Source organism: Streptomyces sp. NPDC029014 (assembly GCF_055564695.1).
This window is the reverse complement of the sequence record NZ_JBVHVT010000028.1, coordinates 46,775-64,828: the sequence shown is the minus strand read 5'-3', so window position 1 is coordinate 64,828 and position 18,054 is coordinate 46,775. Positions and strand designations below refer to the sequence as shown.

Annotated in this window: 18 protein-coding genes; 6 read left to right on the top strand and 12 right to left on the bottom strand. The window is 74.3% G+C overall.

Annotation, left to right across the window (positions count from 1 at the left end; translation table 11 throughout):
* Window position 1: 1 nt before the first annotated feature.
* The gene (locus ACZ4VL_RS17530) at window positions 2-169 is read right to left on the bottom strand and encodes a hypothetical protein (protein WP_361097226.1); all 168 of its coding nucleotides are present in this window, start codon (window positions 167-169) and stop codon (window positions 2-4) included.
* A 202-nt stretch (window positions 170-371) separates the two neighbouring features.
* Here ACZ4VL_RS17530 and ACZ4VL_RS17525 point away from each other — a divergent pair, with 202 nt between their 5' ends.
* Both ACZ4VL_RS17525 and ACZ4VL_RS17520 read left to right on the top strand, forming a co-directional pair.
* Entirely contained in the window at window positions 372-2,171 is a 1,800-nt protein-coding gene (locus ACZ4VL_RS17525) for a S9 family peptidase (protein WP_468200452.1), read from the top strand.
* Between the two features lie 73 nt (window positions 2,172-2,244).
* Window positions 2,245-3,081: an SURF1 family protein gene (locus tag ACZ4VL_RS17520; protein WP_468200450.1), complete on the top strand. Its 837-nt coding sequence runs from the start codon at window positions 2,245-2,247 to the stop codon at window positions 3,079-3,081.
* Here ACZ4VL_RS17520 and ACZ4VL_RS17515 read toward each other — a convergent pair.
* From ACZ4VL_RS17515 to ACZ4VL_RS17485, 7 genes are all read right to left on the bottom strand, one after another.
* Window positions 3,050-4,165, bottom strand: a complete 1,116-nt coding sequence (locus tag ACZ4VL_RS17515) for a hypothetical protein (protein ID WP_468200448.1) — start codon at window positions 4,163-4,165, stop codon at window positions 3,050-3,052. The genes ACZ4VL_RS17520 and ACZ4VL_RS17515 overlap by 32 nt on opposite strands.
* Entirely contained in the window at window positions 4,162-4,920 is a 759-nt protein-coding gene (locus ACZ4VL_RS17510; protein ID WP_468200504.1) for a SigE family RNA polymerase sigma factor, read from the bottom strand. The genes ACZ4VL_RS17515 and ACZ4VL_RS17510 overlap by 4 nt, the downstream gene beginning before the upstream one ends.
* A 218-nt stretch (window positions 4,921-5,138) precedes the next feature.
* Entirely contained in the window at window positions 5,139-6,212 is a 1,074-nt protein-coding gene (locus tag ACZ4VL_RS17505; protein WP_468200446.1) for an aspartate-semialdehyde dehydrogenase, read from the bottom strand.
* Window positions 6,209-7,489 (bottom strand): aspartate kinase, encoded by a 1,281-nt coding sequence (locus ACZ4VL_RS17500; protein WP_360632353.1) that lies wholly within the window; start codon window positions 7,487-7,489, stop codon window positions 6,209-6,211. The genes ACZ4VL_RS17505 and ACZ4VL_RS17500 overlap by 4 nt, the downstream gene beginning before the upstream one ends.
* Before the next feature lie 134 nt (window positions 7,490-7,623).
* On the bottom strand, window positions 7,624-8,298 hold the full coding sequence (locus ACZ4VL_RS17495; RefSeq protein ID WP_361097205.1) for a DUF5063 domain-containing protein: 675 nt from the start codon (window positions 8,296-8,298) through the stop codon (window positions 7,624-7,626).
* Window positions 8,291-8,890, bottom strand: coding sequence for a recombination mediator RecR (gene recR, locus ACZ4VL_RS17490; RefSeq protein ID WP_468200443.1), 600 nt, complete (start codon window positions 8,888-8,890; stop codon window positions 8,291-8,293). Before recR ends, ACZ4VL_RS17495 begins: the two co-directional genes overlap by 8 nt.
* Before the next feature lie 90 nt (window positions 8,891-8,980).
* Window positions 8,981-9,325 (bottom strand): YbaB/EbfC family nucleoid-associated protein, encoded by a 345-nt coding sequence (locus ACZ4VL_RS17485; RefSeq protein ID WP_360632362.1) that lies wholly within the window; start codon window positions 9,323-9,325, stop codon window positions 8,981-8,983.
* A 255-nt stretch (window positions 9,326-9,580) separates the two neighbouring features.
* Between ACZ4VL_RS17485 and ACZ4VL_RS17480 the strand changes: the two genes are divergently transcribed.
* On the top strand, window positions 9,581-10,354 hold the full coding sequence (locus ACZ4VL_RS17480) for an SLATT domain-containing protein (RefSeq protein ID WP_468200440.1): 774 nt from the start codon (window positions 9,581-9,583) through the stop codon (window positions 10,352-10,354).
* 24 nt (window positions 10,355-10,378) lie between these two features.
* On the opposite strand, the gene ACZ4VL_RS17475 is transcribed toward ACZ4VL_RS17480, so the two are convergent.
* From ACZ4VL_RS17475 to ACZ4VL_RS17460, 4 genes are all read right to left on the bottom strand, one after another.
* Window positions 10,379-11,029, bottom strand: a complete 651-nt coding sequence (locus ACZ4VL_RS17475; protein WP_361097196.1) for a hypothetical protein — start codon at window positions 11,027-11,029, stop codon at window positions 10,379-10,381.
* 135 nt (window positions 11,030-11,164) lie between these two features.
* A complete protein-coding gene (locus ACZ4VL_RS17470; RefSeq protein WP_468200438.1) occupies window positions 11,165-13,798 on the bottom strand; it encodes a glycosyltransferase in 2,634 nt (877 codons plus the stop codon).
* An 11-nt stretch (window positions 13,799-13,809) separates the two neighbouring features.
* Entirely contained in the window at window positions 13,810-14,490 is a 681-nt protein-coding gene (locus tag ACZ4VL_RS17465; RefSeq protein WP_468200437.1) for a GntR family transcriptional regulator, read from the bottom strand.
* Window positions 14,491-14,608: 118 nt separating this feature from the next.
* Complete coding sequence (locus tag ACZ4VL_RS17460) at window positions 14,609-15,973, bottom strand: aminotransferase class III-fold pyridoxal phosphate-dependent enzyme (protein ID WP_468200435.1); 1,365 nt, start codon at window positions 15,971-15,973, stop codon at window positions 14,609-14,611.
* 204 nt (window positions 15,974-16,177) lie between these two features.
* Here ACZ4VL_RS17460 and ACZ4VL_RS17455 point away from each other — a divergent pair, with 204 nt between their 5' ends.
* The 3 genes from ACZ4VL_RS17455 to ACZ4VL_RS17445 all read left to right on the top strand — a co-directional run bounded on the left by ACZ4VL_RS17455 (window position 16,178) and on the right by ACZ4VL_RS17445 (window position 18,050).
* The gene (locus ACZ4VL_RS17455) at window positions 16,178-16,801 is read left to right on the top strand and encodes a DJ-1/PfpI family protein (protein ID WP_468200433.1); all 624 of its coding nucleotides are present in this window, start codon (window positions 16,178-16,180) and stop codon (window positions 16,799-16,801) included.
* The gene (locus ACZ4VL_RS17450; RefSeq protein WP_468200431.1) at window positions 16,794-17,303 is read left to right on the top strand and encodes a MarR family winged helix-turn-helix transcriptional regulator; all 510 of its coding nucleotides are present in this window, start codon (window positions 16,794-16,796) and stop codon (window positions 17,301-17,303) included. Before ACZ4VL_RS17455 ends, ACZ4VL_RS17450 begins: the two co-directional genes overlap by 8 nt.
* Window positions 17,304-17,654: 351 nt before the next feature.
* Entirely contained in the window at window positions 17,655-18,050 is a 396-nt protein-coding gene (locus tag ACZ4VL_RS17445; protein ID WP_468200429.1) for a nuclear transport factor 2 family protein, read from the top strand.
* Window positions 18,051-18,054: the final 4 nt, after the last annotated feature.

Sequence of the window (18,054 nt, the reverse complement as noted above, 5' to 3'; positions counted from 1 at the left end):
GTCAGCCGCGCTTGGCCTGGGACTTCTGCTGCATGCCTCTCGTCTTCGCCGACAGGGACTGCGCCTCGCGGGCCGCGGACTTGGCGCGGGCCTCGGCGGCCGTGTTCTTCGCCCGCTCGTGCTCGCGCTCCGCGGCCTGTGCCGTACCGGCACGCGCCTTCTTGGCCATGACCTGATCCTCCTCCGGCATCACACGGCGTACGTCCCTCCACTGTCCTCCCGTTCGGGGCGGGCGGCATCCGCAGCGGTGCGGCGGTCCGGCGGTGTGCCGGTGTGCCGGTGTGCCGGTGTGCCGGTGTGCCGGTGTGCCGGTGTGCCGGTGGAAGCGGTGTCCGGCCGGCGGACGCACCCGATCGGGTTACATAGGGGGTATGACTGACAACACGGCCACGGGCATGCCCGACTGGGAGAAGCGCTTCCGGGCGCCGCGCGTCGCACTGCCCGACTGGGCCGAGGACGCCCCGCACCGCTCGCTGTTCGTCTCCAACGCGACCGGGACCTACGAGTTGTACGCCTGGGACCGCACCACCGGCACCCAGCGGCAGGCCACGGACCGGCCGAACGGCACCACCGACGGCACCCTTTCCCCCGACGGGGAGTGGATCTGGTGGTTCTCCGACACCGACGGCGACGAGTTCGGGACGTGGGTGCGCCAGCCCTTCGCGGGCGGCCCCGACGAGCCGGCCGCTCCCGGCCTGAAGCCCTCGTACCCGGCCGGGCTCGCCATCGGCCGGGACGGGACCGCGGTCGTGGGCCGGTCCACCGACGAGGAGGGCTCGACCGTCCACGTGGTGCGCCCGGGCGGCGCGGAGCCGGTGGAGATCTACCGGCACCGCGAGTCGGCGGGCGTCGGCGACCTGTCCCGGGACGGCACGCTGATCGCGATCGAGCACACCGAGCACGGCGACGCCATGCACGCGTCCCTGCGCGTGGTCACCCTGGACGGCACCACGGTCGCGGAGCTGGACGACTCCCTGGGCGGCACCGTCGAGCTGGGCCTGGAGGTCCTCGGCTTCGCCCCGGTCGCCGGCGACACCCGGCTGCTCGTCGGCCACCAGCGGCGCGGCCGCTGGGAGCCGATGGTGTGGGACGTGGCCGCCGGCACCGAGCAGGACCTGGCGCTGGACCTGCCGGGCGACGTGAGCGCCGAGTGGTACCCGGACGGCTCGGCCCTGCTGGTCGAGCACGGCTTCGAGGCGCGCAGCGAGCTGTGGCGCTACGACCTGGCCGCGCGGGAGCTGACCCGGGTGGAGACCCCGCCCGGCACGGTCTCGGGTGCGACGGCGCGGCCCGACGGAACGGTCGAGTACCAGTGGTCCTCGGCAGCCGAGCCCGCGGCGATCCGGTCGACGGCGGGCGGGGTGGTGCTGGAGCCGCCGGGCTTCCGGGCGCCCGGCTCGGTGCCGGTGGAGGACGTGTGGGTGGAGGGCCCGGGCGGGCGGATCCACGCGCTCGCGCAGCGGCCGGTCGGCCACGGCGAGGGGCCGTTCCCCACCGTGTTCGAGGTGCACGGCGGTCCGTCCTGGCACGACTGCGACGCCTTCGCGGCCGGCCCGGCGGCCTGGCTGGACCACGGCTTCGCGGTGGTCCGCGTCAACTACCGGGGCTCGACGGGGTACGGCCGGGAGTGGACCGACGCCCTGAAGCACCGGGTCGGGCTGATCGAGCTGGAGGACATCACCGCGGTCCGCGAGTGGGCGGTGGCCTCGGGCCTGGCCGACCCGGCCCGGCTGGTGCTCTCGGGCGGCTCGTGGGGCGGGTACCTGACGCTGCTGGGCCTCGGCATGCAGCCGGAGGCGTGGGCGGTGGGGCTGGCCGCCGTACCGGTGGCCGACTACGTGACGGCGTACCACGACGAGATGGAGGCGCTGAAGTCCCTGGACCGCACCCTGTTCGGCGGTACGCCGGAGGAGGTCCCGGAGCGCTTCGCGGCGTCCTCCCCGCTCACGTACGTGGAGGCGGTACGGGCCCCGGTGCACATCGCGGCGGGCGTCAACGACCCGCGCTGCCCGATCCGGCAGATCGACAACTACGTCGACCGGCTGGCGGCGCGCGGCGCGGTGCACGAGGTGTACCGGTACGACGCGGGGCACGGCTCGCTGGTGGTGGAGGAGCGGATCAAGCAGGTCAGGATGGAGATCGACTTCGCCCTGAAGCACCTGCCCCGCTGAACCGGGTCGCGGGCGGCGGGGGCGGCGAACCCCCGCCACCGTGATCGCGGTGCACCCCCCGTACGGTGGTGGGGTGCACCGGTTTCTCCTGACCCCGCGCTGGTGGGGGATCAACGTCTTCGTGGCGCTCGCCGTTCCCGTCTGCCTGTTCATGGGGACCTGGCAGCTCGGCCGGTTCGAGGACCGCGTCGAAACCCACCGGCAGGCGAACGAGGCGCGCCCCGCCGATGAGGCGGCCGCGCCGCTGGACTCACTGCTGCCGGTGGACAAGGAGACCTCCGGCCGGCTCGCCTCCGTCTCCGGGCAGTACGCCGAGCAGCTGCTGGTCCCGGAGCGGCGGCTCGACGGGAAGGCCGGCTTCTACGTCCTGACCCTGCTGAAGACCGACTCCGGCAGGGCCGTCCCCGTGGTGCGGGGCTGGCTGCCGGGCGCGGCCGACCCCGGCCGGGCACCGGCCGCACCGACCGGGCGGGTCGAGGTGACGGGGGCCCTGCAGGCCTCGGAGACCTCCGGCAGCAAGGGCGTGCACTCCCGGGGCGGGCTGCCGGCCGGGCAGCTCGGCGTGATCGGGGCGGCCTCGCTGGTCAACCTGGTGCCGTACGAGCTGTACGACGCCTGGCTGACGGTACAGGCCCCGGCGGACGGGCTGACGCCGGTGCCCGCGCAGGCGCCGAGCAACACCGGGCTGGACCTGAAGGCCTTCCAGAACCTGGGCTACACCGGCGAGTGGTTCGTCTTCGCCGCGTTCGTGCTGTTCATGTGGTTCCGGCTGTACCGCCGCGAGGTGGAGACCCTGCGCGACGCCGAGGCCGGCCTGCTGCCCGCCGACGGCGCGGCGGCCGGCTCCGGCGCGGCGGCCGGGCCGGAGCAGCAGCAGGTCAGGGCTTCTGCGTCGGGTCCAGCGGAATGACGCCGGTCCGGTAGACCGTGCCCCCGCAGGCCGCCGGGATCGTCGTCCGGGTGGTCGGCGCGGGCGCGCCCGGCACCGCCGTGGCCGGGGTGTGGGACACCGCCACGCCGGCGCCGTCCGCGGCCGGGCCGGCGGACTGGCCCCCCGGTTCCGCCGCGGCCGTGCCGTCCGCGGAGCGCTGCTCCTGCGGCGCGCCGCCCGCCGGGGGCTTGGACGCCGCGTCGGGGGAGGCGGCCGGGCAGGACATGCCCGAGGGCACCCAGGCGAAGCGGACCTCGTACGCCGCGTACGGCTGGAGCACCAGCGACGGCGCCTCCACCGCCGGGTCGGGCAGCCCCGGGGCCGCGTCGCCCGCGGTGTGGCCCACCACGGTGACCTCCGAGGCCCCGCCGGGGGCGGACGGGCCCAGGGAGGCGGCGGTCACGGCGTCCGGGCCGGCGACGCTGCAGCCGCGGGCCGAGACGTTGGTGACCTTGAAGCTGCCGTAGACCTTCCCGTCGGCCTCCGGGGCGCGGGCGCTGGCCTGCACCCCGAGCTGGTCCGCTCCGCACCCGGGCACGGCCGGGGAGGCCACGGGGGGCATCGGGCCGTTGGAGGCCCCGGCCGCACCGCCCGGGACGCCGCTCCCGGACGGGTCGGCGCTGCCGCTGCCCGACGGGGACCCGGCGGTCGTGGGGTCGGCGCCGGCGACGGCGCCGCCGGGGGCGCCGGGGCCCGCGTCGGCGTCCTTGGACTGCTTGGGCGGGTGGCCCGTCCCGGAATGGTCGTGGCCCTGGCCGTCCGCGCCGTCCGTGCCGGCCGCCTCGCCGTGTCCGGCCATCGCGGAGTGGTCGCTGACGCTGCCGCCGCCGCCCGCGATGCCCAGGTGCAGGGCGGTGGGCAGGGCGGTGCCGGCCAGCAGCGCGGCCGCGGCGGCGCCGACGAGGGCGCGCCGCTTGCGGGCCCGGCGGGCGGGGACGGCGGACCGCAGCCGGTCCAGGGCGCCCGTGGAGGGCTCCAGGCCCGAGACGGCGGCCTGCAGCAGGCTCCGCAGCTCCTGCTCCTCGCCGGCCCCGCCGTCCGGTCGCGTGTGGTCGTCCATCATGACTGCTGAGCCTCCATCGCCACCCGCAGCGCGGCAATGCCCCGCGATCCGTACGCCTTCACCGAGCCGAGGGAGACGCCGAGGGTCTCGGCGACCTGGGCCTCGGTCATGTCCGCGAAGTACCGCAGCACCAGCACCTCGCGCTGGCGCCGCTGCAGTCCGCGCATCGCCTTGATGAGGTCGTCCCGTTCCAGCTGGTCGTACGCGCCCTCTTCCGCGCTGGCCATGTCCGGCATCGGCTTCGACAGCAGCTTCAGGCCGAGGATGCGGCGGCGCAGCGCGGAACGGGAGAGATTGACGACGGTCTGCCGCAGGTACGCCAGCGTCTTGTCGCGGTCCCGGACCCGGCTCCGGGCCGAGTGGACGCGGATGAACGCCTCCTGGACGACGTCCTCGCAGGAGGCGGTGTCGTCGAGGAGCAGCGCGGCCAGGCCCAGCAGGGAGCGGTAGTGGGCCCGGTAGGTCTCGGTGAGGTGGTCGACCGTGGTGCCGGCCACGACCTCGGGCGGTGCGGCGGCAGCGGCCTCCACGCCGGTCCCGCCGTCCGCGTCGTTCGATTCGTGCGAGTCGTTCGAGTCGTTCGAGTCGTGCGCGTCGGGGTCGGCGGGTCCGGCGCTACCGCGCGGCGTGGGCACGCGGCCACCCGGGGTCGGCAGGGCGGGCAGGCCCGACGCCGACGGCACGGTCGGCGGGACCGGGACGATCACCGGGAGTCCGCCGGTCGTCCGGGAGCTCCTGCCGGGCGGCGCAGCGATCGTGCTGCGCGCCGGTACGCCGTCGCGTACGAGTAGTGCCTCTGCCACGCCAGTTGGACACGCGTCCCCCCACCAGGGTTGTACGCGCGGGGCGGACCGGCCAGCACCATCCTCATTGCCCTCATGCGTACTCGTTCTTCCCGATTGCCCCCGTCCGTCCAGCGGCAGTCAGGCCATCACCTTGATCAAGGGATCAGCACCTGATCCTACAAAGTGCATTACGCGAATTCATCAGCGATCAGTTCCGCGATCCGCGCGGCGTTCAGGGCGGCGCCGCCCTGGAGGTTGTCGGCGCACACGAAGAACTCCAGCGAGCAGGGGTCGTCGAGGGAGGCCCGCAGCCGTCCCACCCACGCCGGGTCCGTTCCCGCCGCGTCCACGGGGGTCGGGAACTCCCCCGCCGCCGGTTCGTCCACGACGACCACGCCCGGGGCGGCCTGGAGGACCTCACGGGCCCGCCCGGCGTCCACGGGGGCGGCGAACCGGGCCCGAACGCTCAGCGAGTGCCCGGTCAGCACGGGCACCTGGACGCAGGTCACCGCCACCGGGAGGGAGTCGAGCCCGAGGACCCGGCGGGTCTGGGCGCGGACGGCCAGCTCGTGGGTGGACCAGCCGCCGGCGCCGAGCTGCCCGGACCACGGGACGACGTTCAGGGCGAGCGGGGCCGCGAAGGGGCCGGTGTCCTCGCCGACCGCGCGCCGCACGTCCCCGGTCATCTCACCCAGCGGGGTCCCGGCGACCAGTGACAGCTGGCGGCGCAGCGCCTCGGAGCCGGACCGTCCGGCGGCGCTCGCGGCCTGGTACGAGGACACGGTCAGGTCGGCGAGCCCGTACTCGGCGTGCAGGGCGCCCAGGGCCGCGGTCAGCGCGGCGGTGACGCAGTCCGGCCCGGCCACGATCCCGCGCGGCCGGTGCCGTACGGCGGCGGCGTTGACCTCGGGCACCACGAGCGGCACCTCGGGGTCCTCACGGAAGGCGGCGGACCGGTCGACGACGGCGGCGCCGCGCGCGGTGGCGACGGGCGCCCAGCGGGCCGAGACCTCGGCCGGGGTCAGGAAGATGACGACGTCGCCGTGGCCGAGGCCCTCGAAGGCGTCCTCGGTGAGGGCGATCACCTCGCTCTCCTCCGCGCGGACGGTCAGCATGCGGCCGGCCGAGCGCGTGGAGGCGATCAGGCGTATGTCGCCCCAGACGTCCGCCCGCCGGGACAGGATCTGGAGCAGGACCGTTCCGACTGCCCCGGTCGCCCCGACCACGGCGAGCGCCGGGCCGGAGGACCGGGCGTCAGTCATCGTCCGGTGCCTCCGTAGACGACGGCCTCGTCGCTGTCGGAGTCGAGGCCGAAGGCCGTGTGGACGGCGACGACGGCGGCGTTGACGTCGTCCTGGCGGGTCACCACCGAGATGCGGATCTCGGAGGTGGAGATCAGCTCGATGTTGACGCCCGCGTCGGACAGCGCCTGGAAGAAGGAGGCGGTGACGCCCGGGTGGGTCTTCATGCCCGCGCCGACCAGGGAGATCTTGCCGATCTGGTCGTCGTAGCGCAGGGAGTCGAAGCCGATCTGCGCCTTCGCCTTCTCCAGGGCGTCGATGGCCTTGTGGCCCTCGGTCTTGGGGAGGGTGAAGGAGATGTCCGTGAGGCCGGTGGCCGCGGCGGACACGTTCTGGACGATCATGTCGATGTTGATCTCGGCGTCCGCGATGGCGCGGAAGATGGCCGCGGCCTCGCCCGGCTTGTCCGGGACGCCGACGACGGTGATCTTGGCTTCGGAGACGTCGTGGGCGACTCCGGAGATGATGGCGTGCTCCACCTGCTCGTCCCCTTGCGACTCGGGCTTCTCGTTGCTGACCCAGGTACCCGGCAGTCCGGAGAAGGACGAGCGGACGTGGATCGGGATGTTGTAACGGCGCGCGTACTCCACGCAGCGGTGCAGCAGCACCTTGGAGCCGGAGGCGGCGAGCTCCAGCATGTCCTCGGAGGAGATCCAGTCGATCTTCCGGGCCTTCTTCACCACGCGCGGGTCGGCGGTGAAGACGCCGTCGACGTCGGTGTAGATCTCGCACACCTCGGCGTCCAGCGCCGCGGCCAGCGCGACGGCGGTGGTGTCCGAGCCGCCGCGGCCCAGGGTGGTGATGTCCTTGCTGTCGGCCGACACGCCCTGGAAGCCGGCGACGATGGCGATGTTGCCCTCGTTCAGCGCGGTGCGGATACGGCCCGGCGTGACATCGATGATGCGCGCTTTGTTGTGGACCGAGTCGGTGATCACGCCTGCCTGGCTGCCGGTGAACGACTGGGCCTCGTGGCCCAGGTTTTTGATCGCCATGGCCAGCAGGGCCATGGAGATCCGCTCTCCGGCGGTCAGCAGCATGTCGAACTCACGTCCGGCAGGCATCGGCGACACCTGCTCGGCGAGATCGATCAGCTCGTCCGTCGTGTCGCCCATCGCGGAGACCACGACCACCACCTGGTGGCCGTTCTTCTTGGCGTCCACGATCCGCTTGGCGACGCGCTTGATGCCCTCGGCATCGGCTACGGAGGAGCCTCCGTACTTCTGCACGACAAGGCCCACGTGCGCTCCTCGCTCAATTCCAGTACTGCGGTCGCGGGTCAGTCTAACGAGCGACCGCAATCCGGCCGACGCGTACCGCATCATGAGACATCCCGTTCACCCCGTGATCACCGGGGCGACGGGAAACGCCCTCCCTAGCGTTCCCCCACGGGCCTCGGGGCCGGCCTGCGGCCGATCGCGCCGAGCTCCTCGGCCATCACCCGGCCGGCCTGCTCCGCGAGGTCGTCCTCGGTCAGGTCCTCGTCCGTGTCCAGCCCGTCCAGGGCGGCCAGGGGCTGGTCCAGGCGGACGTGCGCGACCAGCGACTGCAGGGCGCGCAGGGTCGCGGAGGCCGTCGAGCCCCAGTTGGAGAAGTACGAGAACTGCCACCACCACAGCGCCTCCGCGGTCCGGCCCGCCCGGTAGTGCGCCAGGCCGTGCCGCAGGTCGGCGACCACGTCCGCGACGTCGTCGGAGATCCGGTGGGCGACCGGCGTCTTGCGCGGCTCGTACGGGTCGAAGACCTCGGAGTACACGTCGACCGGCTCCAGCAGGTACGCGAACCGCTCGCGCAGCTCGTCCACGTCCGGCTCCGGGCCGAGGTCGGGCTCGTAGCGCTCGTCGGGCAGGACGTCCTGGTACGCGCCGAGCCGGCCGCCCGCCAGCAGCAGCTGGCTGAACTCCAGCAGGAGGAAGGGCACCGCGCTGTCCGGGTCCTCGCCCTTGGCCACCTCGGTGACCGCGACGATGAACGACTCGATCTGGTCCGCGATCTGGACGGCGAAGTCGTCCGGGTCCTGGGCCAGGGCGTGCAGCGTTGCGTCAGACATCGAGAAGTCGCCTTCCTTCAAAGGCCCGCCCGAGCGTGACCTCGTCCGCGTACTCCAGGTCTCCCCCGACGGGGAGCCCGCTGGCCAGGCGGGTGACCTTCAGGCCCATGGGCTTGATCATGCGCGCGAGGTACGTGGCCGTGGCCTCGCCCTCCAGGTTGGGGTCGGTGGCGAGGATCAGCTCGGTCACCTCGCCGTCCGCGAGCCGCGCCAGCAGCTCGCGGATGCGCAGGTCGTCCGGGCCGACGCCCTCGATCGGGCTGATCGCACCGCCCAGGACGTGGTACCGGCCCCGGAACTCCCGGGTCCGCTCGATGGCGACCACGTCCTTCGGCTCCTCCACCACACAGATCACGGCGGGGTCGCGGCGCGGGTCGCGGCAGATGCCGCACCGCTCCTCCTGCGCCACGTTGCCGCACACCGCGCAGAACCGGACCTTCTCCTTGACCTCCAGCAGCGCGTGCGCGAGGCGCCGGACGTCCGTCGGCTCCGCCTGCAGGATGTGGAAGGCGATCCGCTGCGCGCTCTTGGGCCCGACACCGGGCAGCCTGCCCAGCTCGTCGATCAGGTCCTGGACCACGCCTTCGTACAACGGACTGCCTTCTTTCTCTGCTGCTGTGCTGCTGCTGTGCTGCTCGTGGAGTTGCGGAGGGGGCCGAGGGCCGCGGGGGGCGGGCCGGGGCTAGAACGGCAGGCCGGGGATGCCGCTGCCGCCGCCCAGGCCCTGGGCGAGGGGGCCCAGCTTCTGCTGCTGGAGCGCCTGGGCGTTCTCGTTGGCCGCCTGTACGGCTGCGACGACCAGGTCGGCCAGGGTCTCGGTGTCCTCCGGGTCCACGGCCTTCGGGTCGATCACGAGCGCGCGCAGTTCACCGGAGCCGGTGACGGTGGCCTTCACGAGGCCGCCGCCCGCCTGGCCCTCCACCTCGGTGCGGGCCAGCTCCTCCTGGGCCGCCGCGAGGTCCTGCTGCATCTTCTGGGCCTGCTGGAGCAGCTGCTGCATGTTGGGCTGTCCGCCACCGGGAAACACAGGTCACTCACTCCGTACCGTCGGAACGCTTGGTCAATCCGAGCCTACGTGCTCACCGCGCGCAGCGCCCTACGCCGTGAGGACCAACTCTTTCGAGTGACCGGCGCGGCGTGCGCGTCGCTGATGGGGACCTTCTTGCGAGCGGAAATCCGGGGATTCGCCGCCCATCGGCCGTCATTCGAAGGTAGGAAGAGCATGCGCATCATTGCGCACACGCGCACCACCACACGTCAGCGCAGGCAGAGGGAGTGCCGGGTGAGCCAGCCGGAGATGCAGCCCGAGGGGCCACCCCGGGATCCCCTGGAACCCCGGGACTCCCAGGAACCCCGGGAGGAGGGCGGCGGGCCCATGGCGGCGGGCGATCTGACCGGCGGACCCTTCCCGCTCGGGGACTGGGGCGAGCCCGCCGAGCGGCTGGACGAGCTCTACCGGCGGGTCGAGGCGGATGCGCTGCGCACCGCGGAGTGGTACATGTCCGACCGTGCGTGGAAGCGCCGGGGTGCGCGGATCCTGCGCGTGGGCGCCGCCGCGGGGGCGGTCGTCGGCGCCGCGATGCCGCTGCTGGAGCTGACCGGGTCCGTGCCGGGCGCCACCACGTACGGCTGCCTCTCGCTGCTGCTGGCCGCGGCCTGCGTGGCCTGCGACAAGTTCTTCGGGCTGACCTCGGGCTGGATGCGGGACGTCGCGACGGCCCAGGCGGTGCAGCGCCGGCTGCAGACCCTGCAGTTCGACTGGGCCTCGGAGAACGTGCGGGAGGTGCTGGGCCCCACCGAGGGCACGGCGAGCGAGGCCGCGGAGCGCTGCCTGACGGTGCTGCGGCGGTTCTCGGAGGACGTGACCGAGCTCGTGCGCTCCGAGACCGCCGAGTGGATGCTGGAGTTCGGTTCGGGGCCCGCCCCGCTGGTGCTCCAGGCACTGGGCGCGCCCGCCCCCCGCCCGGAGGCCGGGGTCCCGCCGGCCCGGTTCCCCCTGCCGCCGGGGACCCGGCCCAACATGCCGCGGCAGCGCCCGCCGGAGCAGCCCCGCTGAGGCGCGGGGCCGACCGGCGCGCCCTCAGCTGAAGATGATCATCGAGCCCTGGCCGAGGCTACGGGTCGCGGCCGCGTGCAGGCCCAGCCAGACGTGCCGCTCCCGGGCGAAGGGGCTGTCGTCGTACGGAACCGGACCTGCCGGCTCCTCCAGTGCGGTCGGCCGGCCCGGCGGGGCCGGCGCCACCGGCGGGTTCCCCGGGTCGATCCCGATCGCCGGAGCCACCACCGCCAGCTCCCGCAGCAGGCCGTGCGCCGACCCCAGCGGCCCGCCCGCGGCCAGCAGCTCCTCGTTCGCCAGCGGCGCCGCGAAGTCCACCGGGACGTAGGCCCCGGCGTGGTCGTAGTGCCACACCAGGTGCGACTGCTGGGCCGTGGCCTCGAACATCTCCAGCAGCTGCTCATAGTCCCCGCCCAGCCCGTCCACCGGGGTCACCGGCAGCCCACACACCTGGAGCAGGTACGCCCGCCGCAGGAAGTGCAGGGCGTCGTAGTCGAAGCCGGCGACGGGGGCGACGTCGCCGCTGAGGCCCGGCATGTACGCGAACACCGGCACGGACGGCAGTCCGGCCTCGCCCAGCGCCCTGTCGTACGAGGCGATCTCTTCCGCGAAGGGGTTGTCGGGGCTGTGGCACAGCACGTCGACAAGGGGGACCAGCCACAGGTCACAGGCCACTCGGGCTCCGATCAGTCAGTCGTTGCCGCCGATGCCGCCAGCGTAGTGCGCCGGACACCCTCCGCGAAGGCCTGCGCAGAACCCGGCCGGAGCCGGGTTCCGCGGCGACCGCCCGGCTGCTGCCGCGACGGGTGCCTACGCCCCCGGCCGGGCCGGGCCCGCGCCCGCCTCCGGGCGGGGGCCGACGCGCCAGACCCACACGTCCCGCACCTTCTCGGGCTGCTGCCCCAGCAGGTCGCTGATCAGGCCCTTCAGCTCGTCCGACCGCTCCTGGAACGGCAGCACCACCGCGCCCGCCTTCCAGAACTCCAGGTCCTGCCGGGCCTGCTCCCGCCACTGCGGCGTCACCTCGGGCGGCGCGGCCCCGTAGCGGACGTCCCGCAGCAGGTTCGACAGGTGGCGCGGGGCCGCCCCGTAGATCCCCACCCGCTCGGGCCCCCACGGGCCGTTGAAGTAGCCCCCGGCGAGCCGGAAGCCGAAGTCCGCCTCGACCTGCCAGTGCAGGGCGTCGGCCTGGCCCGGGTCGGGCAGCGGCACCGGGACGAGCACCCCGCCCTGCTCGACGTAGCCCTTCCAGGCGCCCGAGGTGACGAACGCGGGCACCGGCGCGCGGTCCCGGACCGCCAGCGGCAGCGGCAGGACCGGGACCAGGGCCGCCGCGACCGCCAGCACGCCGGCGGTGCGCAGCTCGCGGCTGCGGGCGCCGGCGACCCGGTCGAGCGCGAGGGCCACCAGGACGCCCAGGACCGGCGCGCACACCATCGCCACCCGGCCCTCGATCACCGATTCGAGCAGCGGCAGCTTGCCCAGCAGCGCCCAGGGGCCGGGGAACGCGAGGTCGGTGCGCGGTACGGGCACCCGCGGCCCGAGGGACAGCAGCAGGGCCACGGCCCCGGTGATCGCCAGCGCGCGGACGGCGGGGCGCCGCCACATCGCCGCGCACACGGCCGCGCCGAGGGCCAGCAGCGGCCAGCCGTAGAAGGCGTTCTGCTCGGTCGTGTTCATCGACAGGCGCCCCGCCGTCCCGGCATCGCCGAAGAGGGAGCGGGCGGCGTACTCGATCAGGGCGAGCGGACTGTTGCCGGCGTTGTCCCCGTGCAGGACGGAGTGGTAGCTCTGCGGGCCGAGGAACTGCCAGTACAGCGGGAAGGCCAGCAGCGGCAGGCAGACGGCCAGGGCGATCGCCAGGCCCCGCGCGAGCGGGGGCGCGGCGGCGAGGGCGCGACGGCGGTCGACGGCCAGCCAGGCGAGGCAGTAGACGAGCATGCCGAGGGCGGCGATGAGCAGCGGCTCCTCGCCCAGGAAGATCTGGTACGCCGCGAACAGCCCGAGCAGCACCCCGTCGCGGACCACGTTCCGCCCCTCGGCGAGGCGCAGCGCCCGGTCGACGATCAGCGGCAGCATGAACAGCACGACGAAGTTCGGGTGGCCGTTGGCGTGCGACACCATCGGCGGTGCGAACGCGGCGAGCGCTCCGCCGATGGCGGCCGCCCAGCGGTTCGGCGTGCAGCGGCGGCGGATCAGCCAGTACCAGGTCCAGGCGCTGGCGGCCATGCCGAGGGTCAGGACCAGGGCGAACGTGACGGTCTCGCCGAACAGCAGCGTGACCGGGATCAACGGCACGGTCAGGCCGAGCATCGTCGCGTTGGCCATCAGGTTCACGCCGTCGGGCATGCCCTGGGCGGTGGTGAAGAACGGATTGCGCAGGTGGGCGATGTTGTCGGTGGCGACGCCGACGAACCACTCCCACTGGTTCTGGTCCTGGAGCGCGTCCTTGAGGTAGCGGCCGTCGAGGTCGGCCCACAGGCCGTGGAACACGTAGAGGGAGAGGGCCAGGAAGACGGCGGCGACGGTGAGGCCGCCGGCGTTCAGGCGCAGCAGCTCCCCGAACCGGCGGCCCGGGCCGTCGGCGCCACGGCCGGCCGGCGCCGGCCGGCCGGCCCGCACCGCGGTCCGGCGGCGCACCGGGAGCTCCTGCACGGCCCCGGCTCCGGCCCGGCGCCGCAGCAGGCGCGTGACCTCGGCGTCGACGGCCGGGCCGTCGAGCGTGGAGGAGGCGAAGGCGGCCCGCGCCCGGTCCCCGTCGAAGAGGGCGAAGCCGCAGGTGTCGGCGCGGAACCCGGGGATTCCGGGCACGCCGAGGGCCCGCACGAAGCGGTTCCCCGTCCGGCCGAGGACGGCGGCGGGGGCGTCGGTTCCGCCGGGGGCGGGGGTACGGGGGCCGGCGGGGGTACGGGGGCCCGCGGGGGAGGGGGCGGGGGCGCCGGTGGGGGCGGGGGCGCCGGTGGGGGCGGGGGCGCCGGTGGGGGCGGGGGCGCCGGTGGGGGCGGGGGCATCGAGGAGCTGTTCGAGCCGGTCCAGCTCGTCCAGCGGGGTGCCGAGCCCGGCGTCGGTCAGCAGCACCCGCCGCCCGGCGGTGACCGCCACGCCGGCGCGCAGCGCCGCGCCCTTGCCGCGGGGCCCGTCCAGGCGGACCAGCCGGATCCGCGGGTCGCCGGCGGCCGCCCGCCCGGCGGCGGCCGCGGTGTCGTCCGCGGAGCCGTCGTCGACGACGACGAGCTCCCAGTCGCCGGGCCCGGTGCCGTAGCGGACGTCGAGGTGTTCGCGTACGGCGGTGACCGTCGCGCCGATGCGGTGCCCGTCCGCGCGGGCGGGGATGACGACGGAGAGGCCGACGGACCCGGCCGGGCGCCGCGGCTCCTGTGCGGTCGCCGCGCCCGCCGCGACGCCCGTGTCCGCGGCGATGCCCGCGCCCGTGCTGTGGTTCACGCCCGGGCCGGTCACGGGGCGACCGGCTTCAACGTCGCGGCCCAGTCCAGGCTGTGCTGGTTGTAGGCGTACACGAGGCGGCGCACCTCGTGGGCGTCCGCCAGCGCCACCGCGTCGACCAGCTCGTTGTGGCCCGACCACAGTCCGGCGTGCAGGTCCGGTGCCGCCTTCAGGTGCGGCACGGCGAAGGCCCAGCACTGCACCCGGATGCGGTGCAGGAAATCAGAGATGTACGTGTTGCCGACCAGCCCGCTCAGCTCCCTCCAGAAGCGCAGGTCGTAGCCGATCAGCACTTCGAGCGAGCCGCTCTGGGCAGCCCGACACGCCTCCTCGGCCCGACGGCGCACCGACACCAGCATTTCGCCCGAGCCGGGCGCTGTGCCGCGCTCCACGAGCCGCCGGAAGATCCCGTCGACTATGAGCGTACGGGCCTCGATCATCCCCCGGAAGTCGTCCGGGGTGTAGACACGCACGCGGAAGCCCCGGTGCTGCACCGACTCCAGCAGCCCCTGGGCGGAGAGGTCGACGAGCGCCTCGCGGACCGGGGTCGCGGAGACCCCGTACTGCTCGGCGATCTGCTTGACGGTGAACTCGGTGCCCGGAGGCAGCCGTCCCGCCAGCACCTCGTCGCGCAGCGCGTCCGCGATCTGCTGGCGAAGTGTGTTGCGGGTGACAGCGGCGCCGCCTGGCATAAGGGTCCGTCTCCTTCGGTGAACTTCGGACACCTTAGGCCAGGCGGTGCGGCCGAAACCGTTCGATTCCGGGCTGTTATACGGATCTATACGTACATACAGATCGCGTTCGGGCCCGTCAGCCGGCCGTGGTGTGCCGGTCCGCGACGGTCAGCGCCTCGTCGAGGAGCGCCAGGCCCTCCTTCGCCTCCGCCTCCGTGACGGTGCAGGGCGGCACGACGTGCACCCGGTTCATGTTGACGAACGGCCACAGGCCCGAGGCCTTGCAGGCCGCCGCGAACTCGGCCATGGGCACGTTGTCGGCGCCGGCGGCGTTGTAGGGGACGAGGGGCTCACGGGTCTCGCGGTCGCGCACGAGCTCCACGGCCCAGAACGCGCCCAGGCCGCGGACCTCGCCGACCGACGGGTGCCGCCCGGCGATCTCGGCGAGCGCCGGGCCGATCACGTTCTCGCCGAGGTGGGCGGCGTGCTCGACGACCCCCTCCTCCGCCATGGTGGCGATGGTCGCCACGGCGGCGGCGCAGGCCAGGGGGTGGCCGGAGTACGTGAGCCCGCCCGGGTACGGCCGGCGGGCGAAGGTGTCGGCGATGGCGGCGGAGATGGCGACGCCGCCGAGGGGGACGTATCCGCTGTTCACGCCCTTGGCGAAGGTGATCAGGTCGGGGGTGACGTCCCAGTGCTCGGCGGCGAACCAGGTGCCGGTGCGCCCGAAGCCGGCCATGACCTCGTCGAGGACGAAGACGATGCCGTGGCGGTCGCAGAGCTCGCGGACGCCGGGGAGGTAGCCGGCGGGCGGGACCATGATCCCGGCGGTGCCGGGGACCGTTTCGAGGATGATCGCGGCGATGGAGGCGGGCCCCTCGAAGGCGATGGTGTCCTCCAGGTGGCGCAGCGCGCGCTCGCACTCCTCGGCCTCGGTGGTGGCGTGGAACGGGGAGCGGTAGAGGAAGGGCCCCCAGAAGTGCACGACCCCGGCGGCGCCGACGTCGGAGGGCCAGCGGCGCGGGTCGCCGGTGAGGTTGATCGCGGCGGCGGTGGCGCCGTGGTACGAGCGGTAGGTCGAGAGCACCTTGTGGCGGCCGGTGTGCAGGCGGGCCATGCGGACGGCGTTCTCGACGGCCTCGGCTCCGCCGTTGGTGAAGAACACCTTGTCGAGGTCGCCGGGGGTCCGCTCGGCGATCAGCCGGGCGGCTTCGGAGCGGACGTCGACGGCGAAGCCGGGGGCGAGGGTGCACAGGCGGCCGGCCTGCTCCTGGACGGCGGCGACGACCTTGGGGTGCTGGTGGCCGATGTTGGTGTTCACCAGCTGGGAGGAGAAGTCGAGGTAGCGGCGGCCGTCGTAGTCCCAGAAGTACGAACCCTCGGCCCCTGCGACGGCCAGCGGGTCGATGAGCTCCTGCGCGGACCAGGAGTGGAAGACGTGCTTGCGGTCGGCGGCCTTGACGGCGACTCCGTCCGCGTCGAGAGGGAGGTGAGGGGTCATTCGGCCACGCTAGAAGTGCGCAGGTCGGAGGGGACATCGGCGGACTGTATGGACCCTGGGCCCACCCCTCGGCAGTCTGTCGCCCGGCCCGCACGCCGACCCGCTGCCCCACTCCCCACCATTGACAGCATGCTGGCGAAATGCCAGCCTACTGTCATACGAGCGCACGGAGCTCCACCCCTTCGAACGGCAGGAGGCACGGCCATGGCAGCGCAGAAGCGGGTCCACCTGGCGGTCTACGACACGTACGCGGACTGGGAGACCGGCCACACCACGGCGCACCTGACCCAGCGCGGCCACCGGATCCGCACGGTCGGCCTCAGCGCGGAGCAGCCGGTCACCACCATGGGCGGCGTCCGCATCCAGCCGGACATGGCCCTCGCGGACCTCTCGCCCGAGGACTCGTCCCTGCTGGTCCTGACGGGCGCGTCCCTGTGGGACACCGGTGACGCGCTGGCGCCGTTCGCGGCGAAGGCGCGGGAGTTCCTGGCGGCCGGAGTGCCGGTCGCGGCGATCTGCGGCGCCACGGCGGGGCTCGCCCGCGCGGGGCTGCTGGACGACCGCGCCCACACCAGCGCGGCCGCCGAGTACCTGGCGCACCAGCCGGGCTACGCGGGCGCCGGGCGGTACGTGGAGGCCGACGCGGTGGCGGACGGCGACCTGATCACGGCCGGGCCGACGGAGCCGGTGGCCTTCGCCCGCGAGGTCTTCGCCCGCCTGGGCACGTACCAGCCGGAGGTCCTGGACGCGTGGTACCGCCTGTTCCACGACTCGGACGCGAGCGCGTTCCCGGTCCTCATGGCGGCGGCGGAGCGCGGAGATGCCTGACCCGGAGCCGGGCACGGGCACGGCAGGCCCCCTGTCTCTGCGCGCCCGCCAGGACCTGCTCAGTCGCACCGCCCTGGGCGTCTTCGGCCTGAACGGACGCTTCCTCGCCCTCTCGGAAGAGCTGGCCCGGCCGGCCGGGCTGACGGCGGCGCGCTGGCAGGTGCTGGGCGCGGTCCTCCAGCAGCCGCTGCCGGTGGCGGGCATCGCCCGCGCCATGGGCATCACCCGGCAGAGCGTCCAGCGGATCGCGGACCTGCTGGCCGCGCAGGGCCTGGCGGAGTACGCACCCAACCCGGCACACCGGCGCGCGAAACTGCTCCGCCCGACGGACGAGGGCCGCGCCGCGGTCGCCCGCATCAACCCCGGCCACGCGGCGCTGGCCACGGCCCTGGCGGAGCACCTGGGCGAAGCCGCGTTCCGCGAAACGGTGGCGGTCCTGGACCGCCTCACCACAGCCCTGGACTCCCTCCCGCCCCACCCGTCCGACCCCACCGACGCTTGAGCCGCGGGGCCGCCCTCCCGGCCCCGCCAGCGCCTGAGGCGCGGGCCCGCCCTCCCAGCCCCGCCGGCGTTTGAGGCGCGGGGTCCGGGGCGGAGCCCCGAAGCGCCCGGCTGCGCCGCCTGCCCGGGCCGGGCCGAGGCGGGTCCGGGGCGGAGCCCCGGGGAACGGGGGAAGGGCGGGGCGGGGAGGAAGCCCCGCGCAGCGGCACACCGGCGGCCGCATCCCACGCCACGCCACCCCACCCCAGCCCGGCCCGGCCCGGCCCGGCCCGGCCCGCCCCAACATGACGAAGTCAATAAGCCTGCGGGCAAGGCTTGTTGCCCGCCCCCAGCCCCCCGCACACTGCCGCCCATGGACCCGTTGAAGGTAGTGGCCCAGCTATGGGAGCGCATCGACGCACACGACTGGCACGGCGCGTCCCTCCTCCTCTCCGAGGACGCCGTCATCGAATGGCCGGTCAGCGGCGAACGCATCGTCGGCCGCGCCAACTTCATCGCCGTCAACAGCGATGACGCCTACTCCGAGGCGAGGCGCGTCCATGTCCTCCGCATCTTCGCCGCCGCCGACGGCGACGACGTGGTCACCGAGGTGGAGATACCTCAGGACCACGTCGTCTACCGCGCCGTCTCCCTCTGGACCGTCCGCGACGGCAGCATCGTCGCCGCCCGCGAGTACTGGACCAGCCCCGGCCAGGACCCGGCCCCCCGCTGGCGCGCGGGCTACGTCGAACCCCTGCTGGCAGACTGAGCCG